The 24973-nt window shown below is 59.0% G+C and carries 25 protein-coding genes; 7 read left to right on the top strand and 18 right to left on the bottom strand.

Features of this window, described 5'->3' with window-relative positions:
• The first annotated feature begins 42 nt into the window (after positions 1-42).
• From SHIM_RS17950 to SHIM_RS17920, 7 genes are all read left to right on the top strand, one after another.
• Entirely contained in the window at positions 43-1134 is a 1092-nt protein-coding gene (locus SHIM_RS17950; RefSeq protein WP_054004063.1) for a Zn-dependent alcohol dehydrogenase, read from the top strand.
• A 23-nt stretch (positions 1135-1157) separates the two neighbouring features.
• On the top strand, positions 1158-1526 hold the full coding sequence (locus SHIM_RS17945; RefSeq protein WP_054004062.1) for a hypothetical protein: 369 nt from the start codon (positions 1158-1160) through the stop codon (positions 1524-1526).
• 3 nt (positions 1527-1529) lie between these two features.
• Positions 1530-2759: a mandelate racemase/muconate lactonizing enzyme family protein gene (locus SHIM_RS17940; RefSeq protein WP_054004061.1), complete on the top strand. Its 1230-nt coding sequence runs from the start codon at positions 1530-1532 to the stop codon at positions 2757-2759.
• 60 nt (positions 2760-2819) lie between these two features.
• On the top strand, positions 2820-3152 hold the full coding sequence (locus tag SHIM_RS17935; RefSeq protein ID WP_241488922.1) for an ArsR/SmtB family transcription factor: 333 nt from the start codon (positions 2820-2822) through the stop codon (positions 3150-3152).
• A complete protein-coding gene (locus SHIM_RS17930; RefSeq protein WP_193749956.1) occupies positions 3149-5572 on the top strand; it encodes a ligase-associated DNA damage response DEXH box helicase in 2424 nt (807 codons plus the stop codon). Before SHIM_RS17935 ends, SHIM_RS17930 begins: the two co-directional genes overlap by 4 nt.
• A gap of 108 nt (positions 5573-5680) precedes the next feature.
• Complete coding sequence (pdeM, locus tag SHIM_RS17925) at positions 5681-6343, top strand: ligase-associated DNA damage response endonuclease PdeM (protein ID WP_054004059.1); 663 nt, start codon at positions 5681-5683, stop codon at positions 6341-6343.
• A 117-nt stretch (positions 6344-6460) separates the two neighbouring features.
• Positions 6461-6889 (top strand): PaaI family thioesterase, encoded by a 429-nt coding sequence (locus tag SHIM_RS17920; protein WP_054004058.1) that lies wholly within the window; start codon positions 6461-6463, stop codon positions 6887-6889.
• A 67-nt stretch (positions 6890-6956) separates the two neighbouring features.
• Here the strand turns inward: SHIM_RS17920 and folD are convergent, their stop codons facing one another.
• The 18 genes from folD to ruvC all read right to left on the bottom strand — a co-directional run bounded on the left by folD (position 6957) and on the right by ruvC (position 24703).
• Positions 6957-7859: a bifunctional methylenetetrahydrofolate dehydrogenase/methenyltetrahydrofolate cyclohydrolase FolD gene (folD, locus tag SHIM_RS17915; RefSeq protein ID WP_054004057.1), complete on the bottom strand. Its 903-nt coding sequence runs from the start codon at positions 7857-7859 to the stop codon at positions 6957-6959.
• A gap of 143 nt (positions 7860-8002) precedes the next feature.
• The gene (locus tag SHIM_RS17910) at positions 8003-9679 is read right to left on the bottom strand and encodes a formate--tetrahydrofolate ligase (RefSeq protein ID WP_054004056.1); all 1677 of its coding nucleotides are present in this window, start codon (positions 9677-9679) and stop codon (positions 8003-8005) included.
• A gap of 177 nt (positions 9680-9856) precedes the next feature.
• Positions 9857-10456, bottom strand: coding sequence for an MOSC domain-containing protein (locus SHIM_RS17905; protein ID WP_054004055.1), 600 nt, complete (start codon positions 10454-10456; stop codon positions 9857-9859).
• 365 nt (positions 10457-10821) lie between these two features.
• Positions 10822-12744, bottom strand: coding sequence for an ATP-dependent zinc metalloprotease FtsH (ftsH, locus tag SHIM_RS17900; RefSeq protein ID WP_054004054.1), 1923 nt, complete (start codon positions 12742-12744; stop codon positions 10822-10824).
• A 108-nt stretch (positions 12745-12852) separates the two neighbouring features.
• Positions 12853-14076, bottom strand: coding sequence for a tRNA lysidine(34) synthetase TilS (tilS, locus tag SHIM_RS17895; RefSeq protein ID WP_193749955.1), 1224 nt, complete (start codon positions 14074-14076; stop codon positions 12853-12855).
• Positions 14073-14909 carry a tol-pal system protein YbgF gene (gene ybgF, locus SHIM_RS17890; RefSeq protein ID WP_054004053.1) on the bottom strand — a complete coding sequence of 279 codons (837 nt, stop codon included), beginning with the start codon at positions 14907-14909 and terminating at the stop codon, positions 14073-14075. The genes tilS and ybgF overlap by 4 nt, the downstream gene beginning before the upstream one ends.
• An 18-nt stretch (positions 14910-14927) precedes the next feature.
• Positions 14928-15428 carry a peptidoglycan-associated lipoprotein Pal gene (pal, locus tag SHIM_RS17885; RefSeq protein WP_054004052.1) on the bottom strand — a complete coding sequence of 167 codons (501 nt, stop codon included), beginning with the start codon at positions 15426-15428 and terminating at the stop codon, positions 14928-14930.
• A gap of 76 nt (positions 15429-15504) precedes the next feature.
• Positions 15505-16830 (bottom strand): Tol-Pal system beta propeller repeat protein TolB, encoded by a 1326-nt coding sequence (tolB, locus tag SHIM_RS17880; protein WP_054004051.1) that lies wholly within the window; start codon positions 16828-16830, stop codon positions 15505-15507.
• Positions 16827-17912 (bottom strand): hypothetical protein, encoded by a 1086-nt coding sequence (locus tag SHIM_RS17875; protein ID WP_054004050.1) that lies wholly within the window; start codon positions 17910-17912, stop codon positions 16827-16829. Before SHIM_RS17875 ends, tolB begins: the two co-directional genes overlap by 4 nt.
• Positions 17913-17926: 14 nt before the next feature.
• Positions 17927-18397 (bottom strand): protein TolR, encoded by a 471-nt coding sequence (tolR, locus tag SHIM_RS17870; RefSeq protein WP_054004049.1) that lies wholly within the window; start codon positions 18395-18397, stop codon positions 17927-17929.
• A gap of 3 nt (positions 18398-18400) precedes the next feature.
• Complete coding sequence (tolQ, locus tag SHIM_RS17865; protein ID WP_054004048.1) at positions 18401-19075, bottom strand: protein TolQ; 675 nt, start codon at positions 19073-19075, stop codon at positions 18401-18403.
• A 111-nt stretch (positions 19076-19186) separates the two neighbouring features.
• The gene (ybgC, locus tag SHIM_RS17860) at positions 19187-19573 is read right to left on the bottom strand and encodes a tol-pal system-associated acyl-CoA thioesterase (protein WP_054004047.1); all 387 of its coding nucleotides are present in this window, start codon (positions 19571-19573) and stop codon (positions 19187-19189) included.
• Positions 19574-19730: 157 nt separating this feature from the next.
• Complete coding sequence (locus SHIM_RS17855; protein WP_054004046.1) at positions 19731-21266, bottom strand: glutamate synthase-related protein; 1536 nt, start codon at positions 21264-21266, stop codon at positions 19731-19733.
• Between the two features lie 177 nt (positions 21267-21443).
• Positions 21444-22082 (bottom strand): hypothetical protein, encoded by a 639-nt coding sequence (locus tag SHIM_RS17850; RefSeq protein ID WP_054004045.1) that lies wholly within the window; start codon positions 22080-22082, stop codon positions 21444-21446.
• Positions 22063-22398 (bottom strand): hypothetical protein, encoded by a 336-nt coding sequence (locus SHIM_RS17845; RefSeq protein ID WP_241488921.1) that lies wholly within the window; start codon positions 22396-22398, stop codon positions 22063-22065. Before SHIM_RS17845 ends, SHIM_RS17850 begins: the two co-directional genes overlap by 20 nt.
• Positions 22399-22463: 65 nt before the next feature.
• On the bottom strand, positions 22464-23489 hold the full coding sequence (ruvB, locus tag SHIM_RS17840) for a Holliday junction branch migration DNA helicase RuvB (RefSeq protein ID WP_054004149.1): 1026 nt from the start codon (positions 23487-23489) through the stop codon (positions 22464-22466).
• Positions 23490-23492: 3 nt separating this feature from the next.
• Positions 23493-24200 (bottom strand): Holliday junction branch migration protein RuvA, encoded by a 708-nt coding sequence (gene ruvA, locus SHIM_RS17835; protein WP_054004044.1) that lies wholly within the window; start codon positions 24198-24200, stop codon positions 23493-23495.
• A complete protein-coding gene (gene ruvC / locus SHIM_RS17830; protein ID WP_054004043.1) occupies positions 24197-24703 on the bottom strand; it encodes a crossover junction endodeoxyribonuclease RuvC in 507 nt (168 codons plus the stop codon). The genes ruvA and ruvC overlap by 4 nt, the downstream gene beginning before the upstream one ends.
• Between the last annotated feature and the right edge of the window lie 270 nt (positions 24704-24973).

Genomic DNA, 24973 nt, shown 5'->3' with positions numbered 1-24973 from the left:
CCTGATCCAAACTGAGTTCCGACAGGACAAAAGAGGTTCATTATGACCACCATCAAAGCCGCCGTGTGCCACGAATTTGGCCAGCCACTCGTCGTCGAAGACGTCACCCTTCGTGCACCCGAAATGGGCGAGATCGAGGTCACGCTTGATGCGGTGGCGATCTGCCATTCTGACATCTCATTTGCCGAAGGCGGTTGGGGCGGCAGCCTGCCCGCGGTCTACGGCCACGAAGCCGCTGGCCGCATCTCAGGTGTTGGTGGCGGCGTGAACGGTCTTGCCGAAGGCGACGCCGTTGTCGTGACCCTTATCCGCGCCTGTGGCGCCTGCCCGACCTGCTCCGAAGGCAAGCCGGTGATTTGCTCCACACCCTATGACGGCGACAAAGGTCCCCTGTCGACAGCGGATGGCGGCAAACTGCATCAAGCTATGGCCTGCGGTGCCTTTGCCGAAAAAGTTGTGGTTGACCAATCGCAAGTGGTGAAAATTTCCGACGACATTCCCAAAGAAGCTGCCAGCCTGATTGCCTGTGGCGTGATCACCGGCGTTGGCGCGGTGGTAAACGCTGCCCAGATCCGCGCGGGTCAGGACGTCGTGGTGATCGGTGCAGGCGGTGTTGGCCTCAACGCTATCCAGGGCGCACGCATCGCAGGTGCGCGCCGCATCGTCGCCGTCGACATGAGCGAGGAAAAACTCGCCATCGCCAAGGAATTTGGCGCCACGGACGGTGTTCTGGCTACCGAAAAGAAGCCCTTCGTCAAAGCCATGCGCGCCATGGGCCGTGGGGCTGATGCGGTGATCGTCACTGTAGGCGCAATTCCGGCATATGACGAAGCCCCCCGCTATCTCGCGCCGGGCGGCAAGGTCATCATGGTCGGCATGCCGCATTCCGGTGCGAAATCCACCTACGAACCGGTGGTTCTCGCGGCCATCGGCCAGGGCATGCAGGGCTCCAAAATGGGCGACGTCGTGATCAAGCGCGATATTCCGTGGATGGTCGACCTTTACAAACAAGGCCGCCTAAAGCTCGATGAACTGATCTCGGGCCGCTGGACGTTGGATCAGATCAACGAGGCGATTGCCGACACCAAAACAGGCAGCGCCAAGCGCAACGTGATCCTGTTTGATCGCAACTAACTCAAACAAAGAAAGCGGTGCCAATGCTGAAATTCGTGGCCGATCTTTTCAAGCCAACAGATCCCAAGGCACCGCCCATCACTTCTGAAACTGGCATGACCTTTGACTCGATCGAGGTCGCGCCGTTTCTGACCCGCCTCATGAACAACCCGCGCTTTGGCCTGCCAATCAGCACGGCGGGTATGGTCGCAGATCAGCTTTCAGACATTGCGCTTGATCAAACCCGTCGCTGGACCATCCAAGGCGCATTTGACGGAACCATGACCACCATCGACATCGAGGCCTTCATGGACGCGATCAATGCGCCCGAAATAACCTTTTATGGCACCGAGGCGGTTGTTGCCGAAATTGACCGCGAACTGATTGCCTTTGACGAAGCGCAGGAGACTTAATCCATGAAACTCACTGATCTGGACATCATCGTCACCGCCCCGCCCGCCCCTGGCTGGGGTGGTCGCTACTGGATTTTGGTCAAACTGACCACCGACACAGGCATCGTCGGTTGGGGGGAATGCTACGCGTCTTCTGTCGGCCCCGACGCCATGACCCATGTGATCCGCGACGTTTTTGAGCGCTACTTCCTGGATGAAAACCCGGAAAACGTCGAACGCCTTTTCCGCCGCACCTATTCATCCGGCTTCACCCAACGCCCTGACCTGACCGTCATGGGCGCATTCTCCGGTCTCGAAATCGCCTGCTGGGACATCCTTGGCAAAGACCGGGACCGCCCTGTTTACGCCCTGCTTGGTGGCTTGATGAACGAACGCCTACGCGCCTACACCTATCTCTACCCACTTGAAAAACATGAGGTTTCCGAATTCTGGACCTCCCCCGAAATGGCCGGGGAAACCGCGGCAGCCATGGTGGCAAAAGGCTACACCGCTGTGAAATTCGACCCCGCCGGTCCTTACACCATGCGCGGCGGCCATATGCCGGCGATGTCTGACATCACCATGTCCGTCGCTTTTTGCAAAGCCATCCGCGAAGCGGTCGGTAATAAGGCCGACCTCCTATTCGGCACCCACGGTCAGTTCAACACCGCAGGCGCCATCCGCTTGGGCCAAGCGCTTGAACCCTATTCTCCGCTCTGGTTCGAAGAACCCACGCCGCCCGACAACATCGACGACATGGCACGCGTTGCACGCAATGTGCGCATCCCCGTCGCAACCGGTGAGCGCATGACAACCAAAGCCGAATTCGCGGCTGTCCTTCGCGCCGGCGCTGCCGAAATCCTGCAACCGGCTCTGGGACGCGCTGGCGGCATCTGGGAAATGAAAAAAGTCGCGGCAATTGCCGAATGCTTTAACGCACAAATGGCGCCGCATCTTTACGCGGGACCGGTTGAATGGGCCGCGAACGTCCACCTTGCGGCTTCGATTCCGAACCTCTTGATGATTGAAACCATCGAGACACCGTTTCACAACGATCTCATCCAATCCGCGATCACGGTCGAGGATGGCTTTGTGACACCTCCCACCGCGCCCGGACTTGGCATTGAGGTCGACGAGGCCCTCGCGCGCGCGCATCCCTACACAGGCTCCGGTCTGCACCTTCAAATGCAAGACGCGCCTTGTGACTACGTTAACGGCAACAGTTTTGAAGGCGGCGCACCACCAAAAACCTGAGACATCTCGAAAACCGCGTTCGCCGGTGCTATATCTCTACCGAGCAAGAGAGCAGACGTGATGACCGTGACCCTTCAGAAACCAATTGCCCCCCCGTCCGAGATGGCGCAAAACGCCGAAGCGGCCGCCGCGTATCTCAAAACGCTGGCCCACGAAGGCCGGCTAATGATCCTGTGCCACCTTGGTTCAGGTGAGAAATCCGTTGGCGAACTCGAAGAGATTTTGGACCTGCGCCAAGCGGCGGTCAGCCAGATGCTCGCCCGCCTGCGCGACGAGCGTCTCGTCTCGACGCGGCGCGACGGAAAAACAGTCTACTACACCCTTGCCGACGACAACACCTCACAAGTTATCTCGTTGCTTTATAACCTCTTTTGCAGCCCACAGACCAAGTGACACCGCCCAAGCTGCCCGCCAAAATCGAGGGCTGGTTCTCCGCGCGTGGCTGGGACATTCACCCGCATCAACGCGACATGCTCGCTCGCGCCAACGATGCCTGCACGTTGCTGATTGCCCCCACCGGTGGCGGCAAAACCATGGCCGGCTTCCTGCCCACGCTGGCCGAGTTGGCTGACGGAAACCACGACGGCCTGCACACGCTTTACGTCTCCCCGCTCAAGGCGCTCGCCGCTGACATCAAACGCAACCTGCGCGCACCTGTGGACGACATTGGCCTGCCGATCCGTATTGAGGACCGCACCGGCGACACATCTAATACGGTCAAAAAACGGCAACGCGCTGATCCGCCGCATATCCTGCTGACCACGCCGGAAAGCCTCGCCCTGCTGACGTCTTACGAGGACGCGCCGCGTATTTTTGCTGGCCTAAAGCGGGTGGTCGTCGACGAAATCCACGCACTTGCCGACTCCAAACGTGGCGACCAGCTTTTCCTTGCTCTCGCCCGCCTGCAAACCCTCTGCCCCGATTTGCGCCGCGTGGGCCTTTCGGCCACCGTTGACCGTCCCGACGACATCGCGGGCCTGCTGGCTCGCCACCCCGATCCATGCGCCATCGTCACAGCCGATCCCGGCCCTGCGCCCGACATTGCGATGCTGCAGACCGAAGACGCCCCGCCTTGGTCCGGCGGCGGCGCGGCCTATGCGATCCCCGCCGTGCTGGAACAGGTCAAGCAGCACAAGACCACGCTTATTTTTCACAACACCCGAGCGCAGGCAGAAATTTTCTTTCACAACTTGTGGCTGGCCAATGAGGACAGCCTACCCATCGGCATCCACCACGGCAGTCTGGACCGTACCCAGCGCGAGCGGGTGGAAGCCGCGATGGTGCGCGGCGATCTGCGCGCCATCGTCTGCACCGGCAGCCTCGACCTCGGCATCGACTGGGGTAACGTGGATCTTGTGATCCAAGTCGGCGCGCCCAAAAACGTCAAACGTCTCGTGCAACGCATCGGGCGCGCCAACCACCGCTACAACGCGCCCTCCAAGGCGCTTCTGGTGCCCGCCAACCGCTGGGAAGTCGTGGAATGCGTCACCGCCCTACAGGCTGTGCGCGAGAATGATCTTGATGGCGATCCACGCGGACGCGGCCCACAAGACGTTTTGTGTCAACACATCTTGCTCGCCGCCGCATCAGCGCCTTTTAGTGCGGACGACCTTTATGCGGAAATGTCCTCCGCAGGCGCCTACGCAGATCTTTCCCGCACGGAATTTGACGCCTGCCTCGAATTTTGCGCCACGGGCGGGTACGCGTTTCGTGCCTATGATCGGTGGCAGCGGCTTCAGGAACGCGACGGCCTTTGGCATCTGCGTGACCCCCGCGCCGCCGCCCGCATCCGTATGAACGCCGGCACCATCCAAGACAGCGACACTCTCAAGGTTCGTCTCAAACGCAACCGCGGCGGCAAAGCTTTGGGCGAAGTCGAAGAAGCTTTTGCCGCATCTCTTTCGCCCGGAGACACTTTTTTGATCGGCGGACGGATCGTACGCTACGAAGGCCTGCGCGAGATGACGGTCGAAGTTTCACGTAACGCTGCAAGAAAGCCGCGTATCGCCGTGTTTTCCGGAACAAAATTCTCAACTTCCACCCAGCTTAGCCAACGCACACTACGTTTCTTGCAACAAGACAGTTGGCCAGAGTTGCCCACCCACACCGCGGACTGGCTGCGCTTGCAGCGTGACACGTCACGCCTCCCCGAACCCGGTCGTTTGCTGGTCGAGACTTTTCCCCAGGATGGGCGGGAAAACATGGTGGTTTACGGTTTTGCTGGCCGCAATGCGCAACAAACTTTGGGTCTGCTGCTCACAAAGCGCATGGAAGATCGCGACCTTGCGCCAATGGGTTTCGTGTCCACCGACTATGCCACATTGATTTGGGGGCTGGATCAAATTCCCGATGTTGAGTCCCTTTTTGATCTCAACGTCTTGCGCGACGGACTTGATGGGTGGCTGGCGGGCAACGCGCTGATGAAACGCACCTTTCGAGGCGCGGCAACCATCGCCGGATTGATCGAGCGTAACAGCCCGGGGACCCGCAAATCCGGACGGCAAGCCACCTTCAGTTCCGATATTCTTTACGACACCTTGCTAAAATACGATCCCGACCACCTTTTGATGCAAGTCACACGTGACGAGGCCCTGCGCGGCCTTGTGGATTTTGCCCGGATCGAAGACTTGCTGACCCGCATCGAAGGCCGAATTGACCACAGTCGGACGACACACGTAACCCCGCTTTCCGCTCCGCTCTTCCTCGAAGTCGGCAAAGTCCCTGTTCAAAGCGGAAGCGCCGAAGAACGCCTGCTCGCCGAGGAGACTGAAGCCCTGATGAAGGACAGCGGTCTGTACAATATCGATAAATGACGTGGTCCGATGCAGTGATCGATGCAATTTGCCTAAATTTTGTTAGAAATCTGCAAGAATTTGAGTCCGCAACTTGCTTGCGAATGACCTGCACGTTAAGAACGTAGCATGAACGGGTTAGATTTCTCTTTGGCGGGCGCGACCCTAACCGCATTGGGTTCCGGTGCGCTGTGGTGGGCCGACCAACGGCTGCTGGTTGTCTCTGACTTGCACTTGGGAAAAACCGAACGAATTCTGCGTCGTGGCGGCCCTTCTTTACCTCCGTATGAAACCCGGGATACGCTGATCCGGCTGGAAAATGACCTTGCGAACACAAGCGCTGCGACGGTGATTTGCCTTGGCGACAGCTTTGACGACGTCGAAGCGGCCCGCACATTGCCCGAGGCTGAACGCCTTTGGATCAACCGCCTACAAGCTGGGCGCCGGTGGGTTTGGATTGAGGGCAACCATGATCCCGGGCCGGTTGACCTTGGCGGCACCCATTTGGCGGAACTGCCCTTACCGCCACTGGTGTTTCGCCACATTGCAGAAACTGGCAAAAGTGGCGAAATATCGGGACATTACCACGCCAAAGTTCGCGTACAAACGCGGTTGCGCAGCATCACGCGACCGGCCTTTCTGATCGACAGTGACCGCGTGATAATGCCTGCCTACGGCACCTACACCGGCGGCTTACGCAGTTCTGATGATGTGCTCGACACTTTGATGCGGTCCGAGGCCACGGCAATCATCACCGGCCAGACCCCGCGCATGGTGCCAATGCCACGTTAGCAATCGCGCCCAACGTCCTCATTAAAAAGGACAAAGACGATCTGAGTAACACTTCCCATTGACGCCACAGCCCGTTTGCGCCTTTGATAACGCACGTTTCTGGAATCTGGTGACCCAATGACGCTACCTGAAAATCTCACGACAAAGCTGCGCCACAGCTTTGCCAAACAATCGATGATGGCGACATTCGGGGCTCAACTCGACGAGATGCCCGTAGGTCAGGTCACCCTACGGGCACCAATCCTTGATGGGTGCCAACAACAGCAAGGCTTTGCGCACGCCGCACTCACCTTTGGCCTAGGTGACAGCGCGGCCGGATATTCTGCCTTGTCTGTCATGCCGTTAGAGGCCGAAGTTCTCACAAGTGAAATGAAGATCCACCTGCTGGCGCCGGCGCAAGGCGACCGGCTTGAGGCCATTGGCAAAGTCATCAAACCCGGCCGTCGGCTGGTGATAGTTCAAGCCGAAGTATTTGCCATCTCAGGCGACACGCGCACGCAGGTTGCGTTGATGACCGGCACCATGGTGCCCGAACTGCCCAAATAGCCGCGCCCCAAAGCGAAAGGGCGATCCTCTTCAGGACCGCCCTTCAACCCATTCAAAAATCTCAACCTTACGCCGTCAGGCCTTCTGGTTCTGCCAGTCCATTGGCGCGACAGCAAGCCGTCACGGTGTTGGCCAGCAGGCAGGCTATAGTCATCGGCCCCACGCCACCCGGCACCGGTGTGATCGCCCCAGCGACAGCCGCAGCACTTTCGAAATGCACGTCGCCGACAAGGCGGGTTTTGCCCTCGCCGCGCTCCGGCGCGTCGATACGGTTGATGCCCACGTCGATCACCGTTGCACCCTCTTTGATCCAGTCCCCCGGCACCATCTCGGGCCGGCCCACGGCAGCCACAACGATGTCGGCGCGGCGCACCACATCCGGCAAGTCCTTGGTGCGCGAATGCGCGATCGTCACGGTACAGCTATCGCCAAGCAGCAATTGCGCCATTGGTTTGCCCACAATGTTGGACCGACCAACCACCACGGCATCCAGACCTGACAGAGAGCCGTGATGTTCACGCAACATCATCAAACACCCCAACGGCGTACACGGCACCATGGATTTCTGCCCCGTGCCCAACAGACCCACATTGGAAATGTGAAACCCGTCTACGTCTTTGGCGGGATCAATCGAGTTGATCACCAAGTCCTCGTTCAGATGTCCCGGCAACGGCAATTGCACCAGAATGCCATGCACCGCCGGATCATTGTTGAGCTGATCAATCAGCGCCAGCAAGTCCGCTTCGGCGGTGTCGATTTCCAGCTTGTGCTCATAGCTGTTCATGCCCACTTCGACGGTTTGCTTGCCCTTTGAGCGCACATAGACCTGGCTCGCAGGATCTTCGCCCACCAGAACCACCGCCAGACCGGGTGTGATGTCGTTTTCTTCTTTCAGACGCGCCACGTGCCCGGCAACTTTCTCCCGCACTGTGGCTGCAAAGGCTTTTCCGTCGATGATCGTCGCCGTCATGTCATGTCCTCGCTGGTCAATTCATCGCGGGTTTCCGCGATACGGCCGGTGAAATCAACCCCCGTGCCCGTCTTGTTGTCTCGAAAAACCGCCCCAAAGGCGAAACCCCGATGCCAGCGCGCTGCGGGCATCGGGACAAGGTTTTAGAACAGGCCTTCGACCAGTCCGTCGTCATTGATGCCAATGGTTTCCGCAGCCGGATGACGCGGTAGACCCGGCATTGTCATGATCTCTCCGCAGATCACCACGACAAAGCCTGCCCCTGCGCTCAGCCGCACTTCGCGCACCGGCACAGAATGCCCTGTTGGCGCGCCGCGCAGGTTTGGATCGGTCGAGAACGAGTACTGCGTCTTCGCCATACAGACCGGCAGATGGCCATATCCGGCATCTTCCCAAGCCTTTAGCTGATCGCGGATTTTCTTGTCCGCAAGCACTTCATCGGCGCGATAGATCGACGTAGCCACCCGTTCGATTTTCTCAAACAGGCTCATTTCGTCTTTATAAAGTGGCGCAAACTGGCTGACACCGGCATCCGCGATCTCTGCGATCCGCGTGGCCAGTTCTTTGGTGCCTTCCGAGCCTTTGGCCCAGTGCTGACACAGGATCGCTTCAGAACCTTCGCTCTCCACATAATCCCTCACCGCCTGCACTTCGGCGTCTGTATCGGTGACAAAATGGTTGATCGCGACCACAACCGGCACGCCAAACTGTTTCAGGTTGCCAATGTGGCGCCCAAGGTTGGCACAGCCCTCTTTGACCGCGTCGACATTTTCCGCGCCAAGATCGGCCTTGGCCACACCACCGTTCATTTTCATCGCGCGGATCGTCGCGACCAGCACAACCGCGTCGGGCGCAAGCCCCGCTTTGCGGCATTTGATGTTCATGAACTTCTCGGCACCCAGATCGGCACCAAATCCAGCCTCAGTCACCACATAGTCGGCAACTTTTAGCGCTGTTGTGGTGGCAATGACCGAGTTACAGCCGTGCGCGATGTTGGCAAACGGGCCGCCATGCACAAACGCGGGGTTGTTTTCCAAAGTCTGCACAAGGTTGGGCTGCATCGCGTCACGCAACAACACGGTCATCGCGCCATCCGCTTTGATGTCACGCGCATAAATCGCGCTGCGATCACGGCGATAGGCCACGATCATGTCGCCCAGACGTTTCTGCAGGTCCTGCAGATCGTTTGCCAGACACAGGATCGCCATGACTTCCGACGCCACCGTGATGTCAAATCCTGTCTGACGTGGGAACCCGTTGGTCACGCCACCCAATGACGTCACAGTGTCACGCAGCGCGCGGTCGTTCATGTCCAGAACGCGACGCCATGTGACCCGACGCTCGTCGATCTCAAGCTCGTTGCCCCAATAGATGTGGTTATCAATCATCGCGCTCAACAGGTTGTGCGCCGACGTGATTGCGTGAAAATCGCCTGTAAAGTGCAGGTTCATTTCTTCCATCGGCACAACTTGCGCATACCCGCCGCCAGCGGCGCCGCCCTTCATGCCAAAGTTCGGCCCAAGCGAGGCTTCGCGGATACAAATCGCCGCCTTCTTGCCAATCGCGTTCAGGCCATCACCCAGACCCACGGTTGTGGTGGTCTTGCCTTCGCCCGCAGGCGTCGGGTTGATGGCGGTGACAAGGATCAGCTTGCCGTTTTCTTTGCCCTGAACCGAGTTGATGAACTCTTGGCTCACCTTGGCCTTGTCGTGGCCATAGGGCAGCAGGTCGTCACTTCCGATGCCAAGTTTGGCGCCGATCTCCTGGATCGGGCGTTTTTTGGCTTCACGTGCGATTTCGATGTCTGTTTTAAAACTCATGACGGATCCCTGTCACAAAATGTTGGCGCTCTCTCAATCTTTTGTAGCGCCCCAATTTCCGACGGCGACATGCATTTCCGACATTTCCGGCGCTTGTTGCGTCGGCATAGGCAGCGCCAGTTTCTTTTTGGAAACGCAACGTCACCTTAGGCGCATTTCTTTCGCGACTCGCGGCCGTTACTGGCCGCGTGCCACATCCAGCTGGCTCCAAACCGGCTGATCGGGAATAAACAGCCGCATTTTGTCGCCCAACGCCAATGTACCGGGCCTTTCGACCCAAGCGGTCACGCCCCGCAATCCATTTGCTGCCGGCTTGAACTTTTTGCCAAAGCCCTCGTGGACGCCTTCGATCACGCGACCGGGAAAGACGCAGGGGCGGTTCTCCATGTCGATGGTGATGGTCGCCCCATCCGGCCCCTGCAATCGCGCGTTTGGCGGCACATGGGTGAAATCGGGTATACCCTTGATCACCAACGACGCCCCAACCCATGCAGGATCGACGCTCTCAAGCCCCATATTGGTTGCAATCCGGTCCAACTCTTCCTGACTGAGCACCGACAGCTGCCGCACATTGGCAATCTCCGTTCCGGTCTCATAAAGCGCTGACACACGGCTGCAAGACGCCCGCGTCACACCCGCGTGACATTCATTGTCCGCGCCGCCAAAAGCCAGCGGTAAGGTCTGTGCGCCTTCTGCCTGCAAATCCGTCCCTCTGTCCGCCACGCGGCCCAGCCAAACCACTTCCGCCTCAAAATTTGTTGATTTTAGCGCAGGCATCTTGCCTCTCCCTGTTCCACTCGTAGGCCAAAACCTAGCGAAGGCGTTTGCGGCAAACAACGCAGCTTATGTGACGAAGGGCATCAGGGGCCGTGATGGCCCTGCCAGTTGCCAAATCCTGCGCAGACCCGACACGGCTTACCCTTTTGGCACAAACATGTGGTTCACGGGGGTCACACCCCGGTGATACGTGCAAATCGTGTCCGTCGCCTCAGGCGTGGTTACGTGGATTTTGACGTTGGCGATCACCTCCACAGCGCCAGCATCCAAACAAATCTGCTCGCAAAAGAAAAAACCCCCGGGGCGCCCTCACGCCTCGGGGGTTCATCGTCTTGAGCCCTGTCTTAAGGGTCTGTCCCTCACATTCAGCCGGTGGGTTCCGGCTCCATCCCGCCATCGTCATCCGAAGATTTCTTGCGGGGTTTGGTCTTGGGAACGGCCGTTACGCTTGGCGCATTGCCTTCGTCCGGCTTGTCGTCGTCGTCTTCTTTTGTGCTTGGCGCATCGCCGTTCATGACACGCATGATTTCGTCACCCGTCAGGGTTTCGTATTCCAACAAGCCCTGCGCCAGACGCTCAAATTCGACTTCTTTCTCGGTGATGATCTTGAGCGCAAGCTCATAGCCATCTTCGATGAAGGATTTCACTTCCTCCTCGATCAGCTCCTTGGTGTGCGCTGACACCGAAAAACCGCCGGTCTGACCCTGATATCCCTGATGTGCTTCGGCATAGTCGATGTTGCCGACTTTGTCAGACATGCCGTAACGCATCACCATCGAGCGTGCCAACTGGCTCGCCTGCTGGATGTCGCCCACCGGACCCGACGACACACTTTCCGAACCGTACTTAAAGATCTCAGCCGCTTTGCCTGCCATGGTCATGGCAATGCGCTGGTGCGCCTCGTCTTTGAACAACTGCAACTTGTCCATCTCCGGCAGGCTCATCACCATACCCAAGGCCCCGCCACGCGGAATGATTGTCGCCTTATAAACCGGATCACATTTCGGCAAATTGATCCCCACAAGCGCGTGGCCTGCTTCGTGATATGCCGTCTTCTCTTTCTGATCCTGCGTCAAAACCATTGACCGACGCTCCGCGCCCATCATGACTTTGTCTTTGGCGTGCTCGTAATCTTCCATTGTCACGAACCGACGTCCCACACGCGCTGCTGTCAGGGCCGCTTCGTTCACAAGGTTCGCCAGATCCGCACCAGAAAAGCCCGGCGTACCACGCGCAATGATGCGCAGATCCACGTCAGGCCCCAGCGGAGTTTTGCGCGCATGCACGCCCAGAATTTTCTCACGACCTTTGATGTCAGGGTTGCCCACGGTCACGTTGCGGTCAAAACGACCGGGACGTAGCAACGCCGGATCCAGAACATCCTTGCGGTTTGTCGCCGCCAGAATGATCACACCCTCGTTGGCTTCGAAGCCGTCCATCTCAACCAGCAACTGGTTGAGCGTCTGTTCACGCTCATCGTTGCCGCCGCCATAACCTGCGCCACGCGACCGGCCTACGGCGTCAATTTCATCGATGAACACGATACATGGGGCGTTTTTCTTGGCCTGCTCGAACATGTCGCGTACACGGCTTGCGCCAACGCCCACGAACATTTCGACAAAGTCGGAACCGGAAATTGTAAAGAACGGCACGCCCGCCTCGCCCGCAATTGCGCGCGCCAGCAGCGTTTTACCTGTGCCGGGAGGGCCAACAAGCAACGCCCCTTTGGGAATCTTGCCGCCAAGACGCGAAAACTTCTGCGGATTGCGCAGGAATTCCACGATCTCTTCCAACTCTTCTTTGGCCTCATCGATGCCGGCCACATCGTCAAACGTCACACGACCCTGTTTCTCGGTTAGCATCTTGGCCTTGGATTTGCCAAAGCCCATCGCGCCACCTTTGCCGCCGCCCTGCATTCGGTTCATGAAATAAATCCACACACCAACAAGCAGCAACACCGGCAGCATACTAAACAGCAACGCTTGGAAACCCGAGGACTCCTGGCTTTTTGCCGTCAAAGGAATGTTGTTGTCGATCAACAGCTTGGTCACTTCGGCATCGCTAGGCATGATAACAGCATAGCTGGTACCATCCGTGGTGGAATAAGTCGCTTTCTCACCATCCAGCGTGACTGCAGTCACCTGATCACTTTCCACTGCGGCCACAAACTCAGAGTAGCTCTGATCGCGGCTCTGCATAGCAGATCCATTGCTGTCAAAAAGATTGAACAAAGCCAGAATCAGCAAAAAGATGACGACCCAAAAAGCTATATTTCGCGCGTTGCCCAAGGCAAATCTCCCGTAAAAACCGCCGCGGTTACTAACATGACGGCGATTAGAGTTAAATAGACATCACAGAGCACAGTTCAATGCGTTTTTTCCTATGTTTGCGCTCTTTCAGCCAAACACAGCCCGCCCATCGACCAACTCAGCGTACCAGCCGTCCCCGAATTCCGCCAGCGGAGCGGCGATCAACTCTTCGTCTCGCCACACCGCAGGTGACGCCAAAAGCGTCTGGCGAGACACACCAGCGGCACGCCAATCTGGACACTGTGCGAACCCGCCCTCGCCAAAAACGCCCACTTCAAGACCCGCTGCTTCAGGCCCAAATACCCGCCAGCGCCCGTCCCAGACGGTCCCGACAGGCACCCGTTTCTCTTGAACCGCCTTAAGTTCCCTTGTGATGATTACGCGCTCGCGACCCGACAGGATCAAACACCCGTGCAGCGTCACGCTCTTGCGGCTCTCCAACGCGGCCTTCAAGGCTTTGAACCTCGGTCGATAGGTCTCACCTGACACAAAACACAGCGCGTCGGCAACGACACGCAACGCCATGCTCTCCGGCATCGCCTCCAACGCATCCACATCAAGCACCACATCGCCTCCGACCACCTGTGCTGCGCGCGCCTTGGCCTGCCCCGCGGCCCAGCGCAACGTGTCGCTCTCCCGCGCCATATGCTGCGAAGTCTGAACCAATCGCTCGACCGTCAGCCCAAGCGGCGCCAGCGTCTGCATCATCTGCCGCGCCTTCACCCGATCAAACCGCGTATCTTCGTTGCTGGGATCATCTGCCCAGACGATCCCTGCCGCACGCAAATGCACCCGCAGCGCCTCGCGCCGTGCGCCCAACGCTGGACGAAGCCATGTCACCGCGCCATCCAAACGCGCCTCCGCCATGCCCGCCAAACCGTCCACACCGGACCCACGCGCCAGCCGCATCAAAAAAGTCTCCGCTTGGTCATCTGCCGTATGACCCATCGCCACATATGCAATCCCGCGGTCGACCGCCCAGCCGCGCAATGCCGCCCGCCGCCCGTCTCGGGCTGCGGCCTGCAAATTGCCGGTGCCGTCCCAGTGCCACTTCAAAATGTCATGCGACAACCCGTACTGCGCCGCATAGGCTGCCACCAACGTCAGCTCATCCGCCGCTTCCTCCCGCAAACCATGGTTCACGCTTGCGATGCAAATCTCTGCCACACCTGAAAGGCGCAACAGGTCCAGCAACGCCATGCTGTCGCCGCCACCACTCACAGCCACGCCAATTGTTTCGGGAACCACACCGCCAAAGGCGCGTTCCAGCGCCTCTGCGATCACATCTTCAAGCGCGATTTGCCCGCTCACGAACACTGCAATGAGGTCATTTCGTCCTGCGCTTGCGTCACAAATTCGGACGCAGGATACCGCACCGCCACCTCGTTCAGCGTCACACATGCCTCATCGGATTGCCCCAAGGCGCCCAACGACTTGCCCAACCGGAACAACGACTCAGGCGCAGTACCGGCATTTGGGCCGCCGGAATAGGCTTCCAGAAACGCCCGTGCCGCACGCGTGTGTTCTTGCATACCTTCCAGCGCCTGCCCACGGCGCAAATGCGCTTCGGCCTCCAGCGGACTGCCGGGATAGGTTTGCACAAAGGTCTCAAACTGGTCTGATGCCGCAAGGAAATCGCCGCCATCCAAGGCAGTCATCGCGCGGGCGAAATCCGCCTCTTCGCCCACCGCCAACTCGGTGGCATCGCCGTCACCCGAACCAATATCGCCATTATCGACAATTTCTACCGATCCGACATCACCGCCCAATGTTGTGGTCTCACCCAGCGCGCTCAAGTCGCCGCCTTCCAGCTCCACCAACCGGAATTCAAGATCGCCAATCCGGTTCGTGCCGTCCTCTACAACCCGCTCGACGCGATATTGCAGCTGTTCGGTTTTGCCCGTCAGTTCCTTCAAACGCTGCTCAATGGCGTCGACACGCTCAAGCGTAGATGCCCCAGACGTTGTGCCTCCCGGCGCGCCTGTGGTCGACAACTCCCGCTTCAGACGCTGTATGTCGACATAAAGCACGGTCAACTGCTGGCGGATGTCCGCCAGCGTTTCACTATTATCCTGCGCTACGCCACTCATCGGTGCCATCACCAGCGCCAAGGCGGTCAACGCGCCAAATACCGAACTCTTCATGTCGCTTTTCTCCGCCGATTATCCAGACAGGCCAGCCGCCAGCACTGTGACTGCCCGCCGGTTTCGCTCATAGCAACTTTCTTGCGAACAGACCTCAAGCGGACGCTCTTTGCCAAAGCTGACTGTGCGCAACCGGTTTGCGGCAATACCTTGGGCAACCAACAGCTCTTCGACCGCCGCCGCGCGCCGTGCGCCAAGTGCAAGGTTGTATTCGCGCGTGCCCTGCTCATCGGCATGGCCTTCGATCACAGCGGTATATTCAGTGTTTGCCAACAGCCAGTTCGCCTGCGCCAACACCACCAAACGGCCCTGTTCGCCCAACGTGGACTGATCCACCGCGAACAACACCCGGTCGCCAATCGCTTCGTTAAAATGTGCCACCGACGTCGGGTCAGACACGCTGCCCGCCTCGCCCGTGCCCGCGCCCGGCCCTTGATAGCCGTCATCCAAATACGGCTGACTACAGGCGGCCAGAGCCAGACCTGCTACGACCAATGCCGCTTTGCTCAGGTGTTTCATCTCGAAGTGCCTCTTTTTATCGTTGCCTGTTCTTGCGCCAGTCCTATCACAGATGGCGCCGCGTTTAAATCTTACCTTATTGCAGCGGTGACCAACTCGGATCAGAGCCGCCGCCGCCAATTTCAACCCGCTTCAGGTTGCGCCCCGACACATCCACGGAATACAGCGCCGACACCCCGTCCGCGCCACGGGTTTCGCGTGTGAACATAATCACCCGCCCGTTGGGCGCCCATGTTGGGCCTTCATCCAGAAACGACGCGGTCAACAGCCGCTCTTCGCTGCCGTCGGTGCGCATCACGCCGATGTGGAACCGGCCTTTGTTTTGCTTGGTAAAGGCAATCAGATCGCCGCGCGGGCTCCAGACTGGTGTGCCATAGCGCCCCTGACCAAAGCTGATCCGCTTGGCCTCGCCGCCGTTTGCGCTCATCACATAAAGCTGTTGGGTGCCCGAGCGGTCGCTTTCAAAAACGATCTGGCTGCCATCCGGATTGTAGCTCGGCGCAGTCTCAATGGACGGCGATTGTGACAGACGCGTGCGTTTGCCGCTGCCAATGTCCATTTTATAGAGGTCGGTGTTACCACCATCTGTGACCGACATCACGACGCTCTTGCCATCGGGCGAGAAACGCGGCGCAAAACTCATCGTACCACTCTGGTTGCTCAACACCCGTCTCTGGGCCGAACCAACATTAAGCACATAGACCTGCGGAAATCCGGTTTCATAGCTGGTATAAAGCACTTGATCACCCGTGGGCGAGAAACGCGGCGCCAACACGATGTCTTTGCTATCAGTCAGATACTGCAGGTTCTCCCCGTCGTAATCCATCACTGCCAGCCGCTTCTTACGGTCATTTTTGGGGCCGGCTTCGCTCACAAACACCACGCGGCTGTCAAAGTAACCACCCTCGCCGGTGATCCGGCTGTAAACCGCATCGGCCACCTTGTGGGCCATGCGTCGCCAGCCATCGGTGGTGCCTTTGAAGCGCAACCCGTTGCCAAGCTCTTGGCCCGCAAACACGTCAAACACCCGAAACTTAACCTCAAGCTGGTTGCCCGACACCGACACGCCACCGGTGATCAACGCCTGCGCGTTGATCGCTTTCCAATCGGCAAACTGCACAGGACTGCCAAAATGCGTGATCGTCGAGATGTGCGCCTTGGCCGGAATTTCGCGGAACAAACCCGTGCCGTTCAAATCTGCCGCAATCACCCGCGCCATGTCTTTGGAAATCTGGTTGGACCCCGGGGTCTCGGCAACCAGATCCGGCACCGCATAAGGCAGCGGCTCGATCACGCCATCCGTGATCTCGATCCTGAGCGGACCACTTTGGGCCATCGCCGTTTGCACACAAGCGCCAATGGCACAAAGTCCGATAAGAAGGGTCGCAGCAAGGTTCTTCATTTGCGCCTCATTTTCTCAGGGTTAAATGTGATTTCCACGTCTTTCCAGTGGTCGTATTTCTCTTCCGGCAGATCATAGCCGGTTTTTTGGCACCGCAGAACTGCCCGCCGCGCCGCCTGAAAGGCCGTGCGCACGGCTGCGTCGTCCCCGCCAGTCGCATCGATCAGGCGCACATCGCCCTGCACTTTGCCGCTGCGATCCAATTCCAGACCCACAACAACGGTGACATCCGCTGCGCGGCTGCCCACATCGACAACCCAACATTGCTGTACTGCCACGCGCAACCCATCCTTTTCGCCGCCGGTTAACGGCGGGCCGGATGGCGCGCTGGACTGGGGTGTGGCCTCGCTTGCAGTGGCCTCAGCCAAGGCCGCCGCCACGGCGTCATCTGTTGGGGTCGGCTGTGCCGGTTCTGCCACGGCGGGTCGCGACGGGCGCACACGCGGACGCACCGACGTTGTCGGCGCAGCGCTGGCGATCCCTTCCTGTTTGGGCTCGGTGACAATCTCGCTGGACGCAGCTTCGGGCGCGGTGTCTTCCGTGACCTCTTCTGCAGCCTGCCCCGCCTCGTCGGGCTTGGTGGCTTCCTGCAACTCATCCGCGATGGTGGTTTCCGGCTTTGGTTGCGCCACAGGTTCGGGCGCGACGCGTTCGGTTGGCACCGGATCCGGTCTCACGGGCGTGTCGGGAATAACCACGGCAGTGTCGACCTCTGGTGTCGGCAACACCGGCGCTTCATCCGTCACATCCTGCGGCTCTGGTGGCTCGGGGTCCGGCACATCCGGCGTCACATCCGGCTCGGCCACCTCAGTCTCTTGCGGCGCGGCTTGTTGCACAGCTTCATCAATTGCCGCCGCCACTTCCGGTGACGACGTATCCTCAGGCGGTGTTGGCGCAACCACATCGGTGCTCAGATCCGGCGCTTGGGTTGTCGGCGTCAGCGCGGCAAATTCCTCGGCCGAGATGATTGCCACCTCCGATACCTCAACCGGCGGCGCGTCAGGACGGAACACACCGCCTAACAGCACCCAGCCGATCAGCCCGACATGGGCCGCGCCAGAGATATATTGTCCGATATGCACCCGCGCGATCCGGCTTACTGTCCGTCGAGCGTCGGCCCGCCAACGTCAGTCACCAGACCCACGTTGGAAAACCCGCCCGCATTTAGCGCGCCCATGACCTGCACGACCGCCTCGTAAGGGATCGCGCCGTCCGCGCGCAAATAGACACGGTCGCTGTCACGTTCTTCCGCTACCGCGCGCAACATTGGCACCAGCTCGTCCGCCGCCACGGCCGTGGTCATCACGCTGATCGACAGATCGGCCGCGATGGTCACCGTCAACGGTTCTTCCTGCTCTCCGGGCAATGGATTGGCCGCCGTTTTGGGCAGCTCCACTTCAACGCCCACGGTCAACAGCGGTGCCGCCACCATAAAGATGATCAGCAGCACCAGCATGACGTCCACAAACGGTGTCACGTTGATTTCGCTCATTGGCTGGCTGCCACGCCGGCTGCGCCGCCGCCGCTTGCCGCCACCTCCACCGGATTTCATCACACCCGCGCCCATGGCTCAGGCGTCCAGCTGACGGCTGAGGATGGTGGCGAACTCATCTGCAAAGGCTTCATAGCCCGCGATGATGCGGTCGCTGTCCGCGCTCAACTTGTTGTAAAACACCACCGCCGGGATCGCCGCCAACAGGCCCAAACCTGTGGCCAAAAGCGCCTCGGCAATGCCCGGCGCCACAACGGCAAGGTTGGTGCTCTGCTGGGCTGCGATTTCTATAAAGGCATTCATGATGCCCCAAACAGTACCAAACAGCCCGACAAACGGCGCCGTCGACCCGACGGTCGCCAAAATCGGCAACCCGTGCTGCATCTCGTCCGCCTCTTTGGCAATCGCCACATCCATCGACCGGTCGATCCGGCTGGTAGCATTGGCAATCAGCTCGCCATCCTGCCGGTGACTGCGTTGCCACTCGACCATTCCGGCGGCAAACACCCGCGCGGAGCGGCCTTCGGGCTCTGGGCCCATCTCTTCGAAAAGCTTGTCCAGCGGTTCGCCCGACCAGAATGCCCGATCAAACTGCGCCGCCTCACGGCGCGCCTTGCGATACATGATATGCTTTTGAATGATCACCGACCACGACCAGAACGACGCCACGATGAGCGTCACCATCACCAGTTTCACGGTCAGAGTTGCGCGCGCAAATAACGCCCACATCGAAAAATCGACTGCTGCTTCCATACTGCCTGCTCTGCTTTTGGCCCTCTTGTGGGGCTTTTGTGTGCCTGAAAGTTAACGCAGGTCCAGCGGGAAAGCTATCAATTTGGCGTCATATACGGGTTGCGGCGCGAATTAGTGCACCATTTGGCGGATATCCGCCGGTAAACGCACCGGTTGGCCCGTCTCATTCATGCACACAACCGTAACGGTCGCCTGAAACAAGAGCTCCTCGCCGCGTTTTACCCACTGATCCATCACCAGTCGCGCCGCACTGACAGCCGATACTTTGGTCTCCACCGTCAACTGATCGTCCAGAACCGCGCTTCCAAGATAGTCGCACTCCACCCGCCGCACCGCAAACACGATGCCCTCAGCCTTCATCTTGAGCTGATCCATCCCGATCTCGCGCACCCATTCGCTGCGCCCACGTTCGATGAATTTGAGGTAATTGGCGTAATAGACAATGCCTGCCATGTCAGTGTCTTCATAATAAACGCGGATCGGCAGGGTATAAATCATGGGGTATGCTCCGAAAACTGCTTTGGAAAATGGGTAGGAGATTGCAGGCCGCAAGGCAACAGAGGACCGCGCCCGACCCAAAAGGAAACGAGGGCAGCTTCCAGCGGCAGGCAGGGCGCAGCCTAAGCTGGCCGCCCGCCCTCTTCCGCTGGGGCTCTCACCTCAAACCAACCCCCGCAAACTTGACCCCGCTCAGTTCCGCCATCTCCCGCTTCCACGTGGTGATATCGTCGCTGTTCAAATCCGACAGGGCCGCATGCCCACAGGCCCGCGCCAGCACCTGCATCAACGCGACACTCGCCCCGAAGTACCGCGCCAACTTCTCCGCTCCGATCTGCACATCCAGTCTTTTTCGCAACTCGGGTTTCTGCGTGGCCACGCCGACGGGACAGTTGTTTGAATTGCACATCCGCGCCGCAATACATCCCACCGCCTGCATGGCTGAATTGGACACGGCCACCGCATCCGCGCCCAGCGCCATTGCTTTCACAAAATCTTCGGCGACCCGCAGCCCGCCGGTGATCACCAAAGTCACCTCACTGCCCGCCTTGCTGTCCAAATGCCGCCGCGCCCGCGCCAGTGCCGGTATAGTTGGCACTGAAATGTTGTCGCGGAAAATCAACGGTGCCGCGCCGGTGCCACCGCCTCGCCCATCCAAAATGATGTAATCCGCCCCCGCTTCCAACGCGAAATCGATGTCCGCTTCGATGTGATTGGCCGAAAGTTTGAAACCAATCGGAATGCCCCCGGACCGCTCGCGTACCTGATCAGCGATCTTGGCAAAATCGCTCGGTGTCTTAAGGTCGGCAAACGTGCTCGGTGAAATTGCTGCACGCCCCGGCTCCAGCCCGCGCACTTCGGCAATCTTGCCCTGCACCTTTTCGCCCGGCAAATGACCGCCCGTGCCGGTCTTGGCACCCTGTCCGCCTTTGAAATGAAACGCCTGCACCCGCTCGGTTAGGGCAACACCCCAGCCAAACTGCGCTGACGCCAGCTCATAGAAATAGCGTGCGTTCTCCGCCTGCTCCTCCGGCAGCATCCCGCCCTCGCCCGAGCATATGCCAGTCCCCGCCAACTCCGCACCACGCGCCAAGGCCGTTTTGGCCTCTTCGCTCAGTGCGCCATAGCTCATGTCCGAAACAAACAGCGGAATGTCCAACGTCAATGGCCGCTTGGCCCGCGGCCCGATCACCACCGACGTCGCAACAGGCGCATCATCCAGCAAAGGCTTGCGCGCCACCTGTGCGGGCAAAATCTGAATGTCATCCCACTGCGGCAGATCTTTGCGTGGCACCCCCATAGACCCCATCTCGCCGTGGTGCCCCAGCTTGCTCAGCCCGTCCCGCGCCAATTCATGAATGCGCGCCACCGTCGGCTCTTCTGGCGTCGGCACAGCTTCGGGAACGTTCGACACGGGTTTGGGCGCTGGATCTCCCGCTTTCAAATCCCCCAATTTGGCATGCGCACCATCGCAAAACGGCGCGTTCGCACTTGCCTTGCACTGACACAGGAACGCCGTCCCACTTTTGTCGGCCACGAATTTTTTCGGCGCCAGACCGGTTCCGGCGTGGCTGCCATCGCAAAAGGGCTGGGTCTTGGACCGCCCGCAGCTGCACCAGAAATAACTTTTACCGTCTTCCAACTCGACATTGGTGGGGTTGGTCGCTGCAATAATGGGCACGTCACCTGCCATGTCTCTCTCCCGTTCGCGTATGTTTCTCCTGCAACACCCTGCACGTAAGTTCACACGCACAAAACCCCGCATTGCGCACATAATGGTGCACAATCGCGCAGAACGGTCTGTGAAAAATGAGGTTTACCGAGCGCAACGCGGCGCCTTGCTTCCCGCGCCAGCCTGATCAGACGGCTGCTAGCTTTCCAGCCGAAGCCGCGCAAACAACCGCAGCGCATGACTTGCGTCGTCTGCCGCCGCTGGCAGCATCCGGTCATAAGCCGCAGCAATCACCGCGGCGATCTCGGGCTTAAGCACGGTTGCGCCACTCTCAGGGATCACTGCAAGCGGTGAAACCTCGGAAAACGCCTTTGACCCCCAAGTCACGATCACTTGCACCGCCTCGCCCAAAGCCAAAGCCTCCGCCGGAATTTCCAGCATTTCCTCGGTCATCCGCAGGAATACAAATCCGGCCTGAATGGCGCCTTCGTTGTCAAACCTGAACGCGCGATACCGCGTTGCATCTGCCGCCGTCAGCTTGTCCACCAGATTGTCTAATTCCGGGATCATCCGTCCCAAATCCGGCACCGCCAACAGCTCCTCCCACTCACGGAAGAAAAACACCATCAGGTTGCTGCCCAACTCGGGATCGGTCTCTGCCATCTGATGGCCAACCAATGTTGCCACCGCTTCGATGGCCCCCTTCACGGTGCCCAAGGTCTCGTCCTGAACACCAAACACAATCGGTGCGATCGGTCGGCCCCAGCGGGCAAACCCATAGCTGCCATCGTCACGCGTAAACAGGGTCTGCACGTCTTCAGGGGTCATCACAGGCATCCTCGGCTGGTTGCAAATAGGCACCCCACTTCTTGTCCAAAGCCGCGCCAAGGTCCACCCCCTGCCAGCGTGCAAACAACAACAGGAACCCGAAAAGATCGGCCAGCTCGTCTTCAAGCTCGCCCCTAAGCACGTCCGGCGCGCCATCAGCGCCCCGCGCACGCCCCGTCAACTTCAGATAGGCGGCACTGACCTCGCCCATCTCTTCCATCATCTTGCCAAGATAAAAGGTGGCGTCACGCTCGACATCAAAACGGTCTGCATAAATATCGCCAACCGCCTGCGCCATCGCACCAAGCTTTTGCAAGTCCTTCAAACCGCTCTCCTGACCCTAATTATGACACTGTCGCGTTACCGACGCGATACCGACGCAATACAGCATCACTCAAACAGGGTGGTTTGATCCGGTCGTTTGGGCGCATCCAATCCCAGATGCTGCCAGGCTTTTGGCGCCAACATCCGCCCTCGCGGTGTGCGCTGCACCAGTCCCTGTTGCAACAAAAACGGTTCAATCACCTCTTCAAGCGCATCCCGGCTCTCAGACAACGCGGCCGAGATCGTATCGATGCCGACCGGCCCGCCACCATAGTTTTCAGCAATAAACATGAGGTAGCGTCTGTCCGCACCATCCAGCCCAATACGGTCCACTCCAAGTCGCGTAAGTGCGCTGTCCGCAAGGGTTTTTGAGATACTCCCGTCACCTTCCACCAGCGCAAAATCCACCACCCGACGCAACAACCGCCCCGCAATTCGGGGCGTTCCACGCGACCGGCGTGCGATCTCACGTGCACCCGCATCGTCTGTGGGAACACCCAACTTGCGTGCATTTCGGGTGACAATCTCGTTGAGCTCATCCTCGGTGTAGAACTGCAATCGCGTCGGAATCCCAAAGCGGTCTCGCAAAGGCGTCGTCAACAACCCCAACCGCGTGGTCGCCCCAACCAGCGTGAACGGCTGCAATTCAATCCGCACCGTCCGCGCCGCCGGTCCTTCCCCGATCACCAAGTCCAGCTCGAAATCCTCCATCGCGGGATAGAGGATTTCTTCAACAACGGGATTAAGCCGGTGAATTTCATCGATAAAAAGGACGTCACGCGCTTCTAGATTGGTCAGGATGGCGGCCAAATCACCGGCCTTGGCCAACACCGGACCAGACGTCATGCGAAAGCTTACCCCCAATTCGCGGGCCATGATTTGCGCCAATGTGGTCTTGCCCAAACCGGGGGGACCATGGAAAAGTGTGTGATCCATGGCCTCACCACGTCGTTTGGCACTTTCGATGAACACACGAAGGTTGGCGCGCGCTTCGCGCTGGCCGATAAAATCTTCTAAAACCTGCGGCCGGAGCGCGCGATCCGCATCCTCAGGCCGCACCTCAGGGCGCAGTGTGGGGTCAGGTTGATCCATCATTTACCCCTTAGGTGCCAACAGCTTAAGCGCCAATCGGATCAGCGTAGCGGCATCCGCATCGCCGTTCTCGCCTGACACCTGCGCCACTGCTTGTGCCGCATCAGACGGGCCGTAGCCTAGATTGGCTAATGCCGACATTGCGTCCGCCTGAACGCTGGCCGCAGCTTGCGCTGCAGCCCCGCTTGCAACACCTCCCGGCCTCACCTTCGCCGGCGCGCCGTCGCTCTCGTCAATCACGTCCTCTGACGCCGGCGCCACAGAGGTCTCTCCCATAGCGTCCGCCAAACTTCCCGCCAAAGCCATAACCTCCGGCGCTCTGTCCTTTAATTCGATTACCACACGTTGGGCCGTTTTGGGGCCAATCCCCTTGGCCGCTTTGATCGCCGTTACATCGCTCAACGCAATCGCGCGTCCGACGCCCTCGGCCCCCAGAGTTCCCAATATGGCCAAAGACGCCTTGGCGCCAATGCCTTGCACACTCATCAGCAAACGGTGCCACTCTTTTTCCAGAAGCGTCGAAAAGCCAAAGAGTTGCAGCAAGTCTTCCCGCACCAACAAATCCGTATAAAGCGCCACCGCCTCGCCCTTGCCAGGCAGCGTTGCCAAAACCCGATCCGAACAATAGACAACATACCCCACGCCACGAACGTCGATTAGGACGTGATCTGTTGTGCGGTACTCCACGATGCCGGAGATCTTACCAATCATGCCGAAGCCCTTTTCAACGCCGCTTCATATCCTGCGCCCGCCTTGGCGTAATGTGCGTGGCAAATCGCGATCGCCAGAGCATCCGCCGCATCCGGCCCGTTGATGCTGACACCTGGCAATTGTAGCTTCACCATATGCTCCACCTGATGCTTTTCTGCATGGCCCACGCCGACAACGGTCTTCTTCACCTTATTGGGGGCGTATTCCCCGATCACCAGCCCGGCCTGCGCAGGAACAAGCAACGCAACACCGCGCGCCTGGCCAAGTTTCAGAGTGCCAGCTCCGTCTTTGTTGACAAAGGTCTGCTCAATGGCTGCGTGATCAGGCTGAAACTGCGCAACAACGTCTGTCAATTGGGTGTGCAGCGACAACAGTCGCGCCGCCAAATCCTGCCCCACCGAATGACAAATTCCGTTTGCAACATGGCTAAGCCGGCTGCCGTCCGCGTCAATCACGCCCCAACCCATGTTGCGCAACCCCGGATCGATTCCCAAAACCCGCATCTTTTTGCCCCACTGCCACAAAGTTTTTCACATTTTTTCCTGCAGTAGCACGAAACGAGAACAAACGCCAAGACATTCGCGCACCTCTCGTTTGCGACGCCGAATTACCGCTTGGCGACAAACGTAGAAAATTCATCTGTGTTCACGCATCAAAAACGACACAAGTCAGGTCGCTTTTGGCTTTATTTTCAAGGTTTATCGGCGATTTTCCACCTATGCAAAGAATGCATCCCACCTATGCCAAAAAAGCCGCTTGTTTTGTTAATCTCT

The organism is Shimia sp. SK013, assembly GCF_001292625.1.
In the GTDB taxonomy this organism is placed as follows: domain Bacteria; phylum Pseudomonadota; class Alphaproteobacteria; order Rhodobacterales; family Rhodobacteraceae; genus Shimia.
This window is presented reverse-complemented; position numbering and strand designations above follow the sequence as displayed.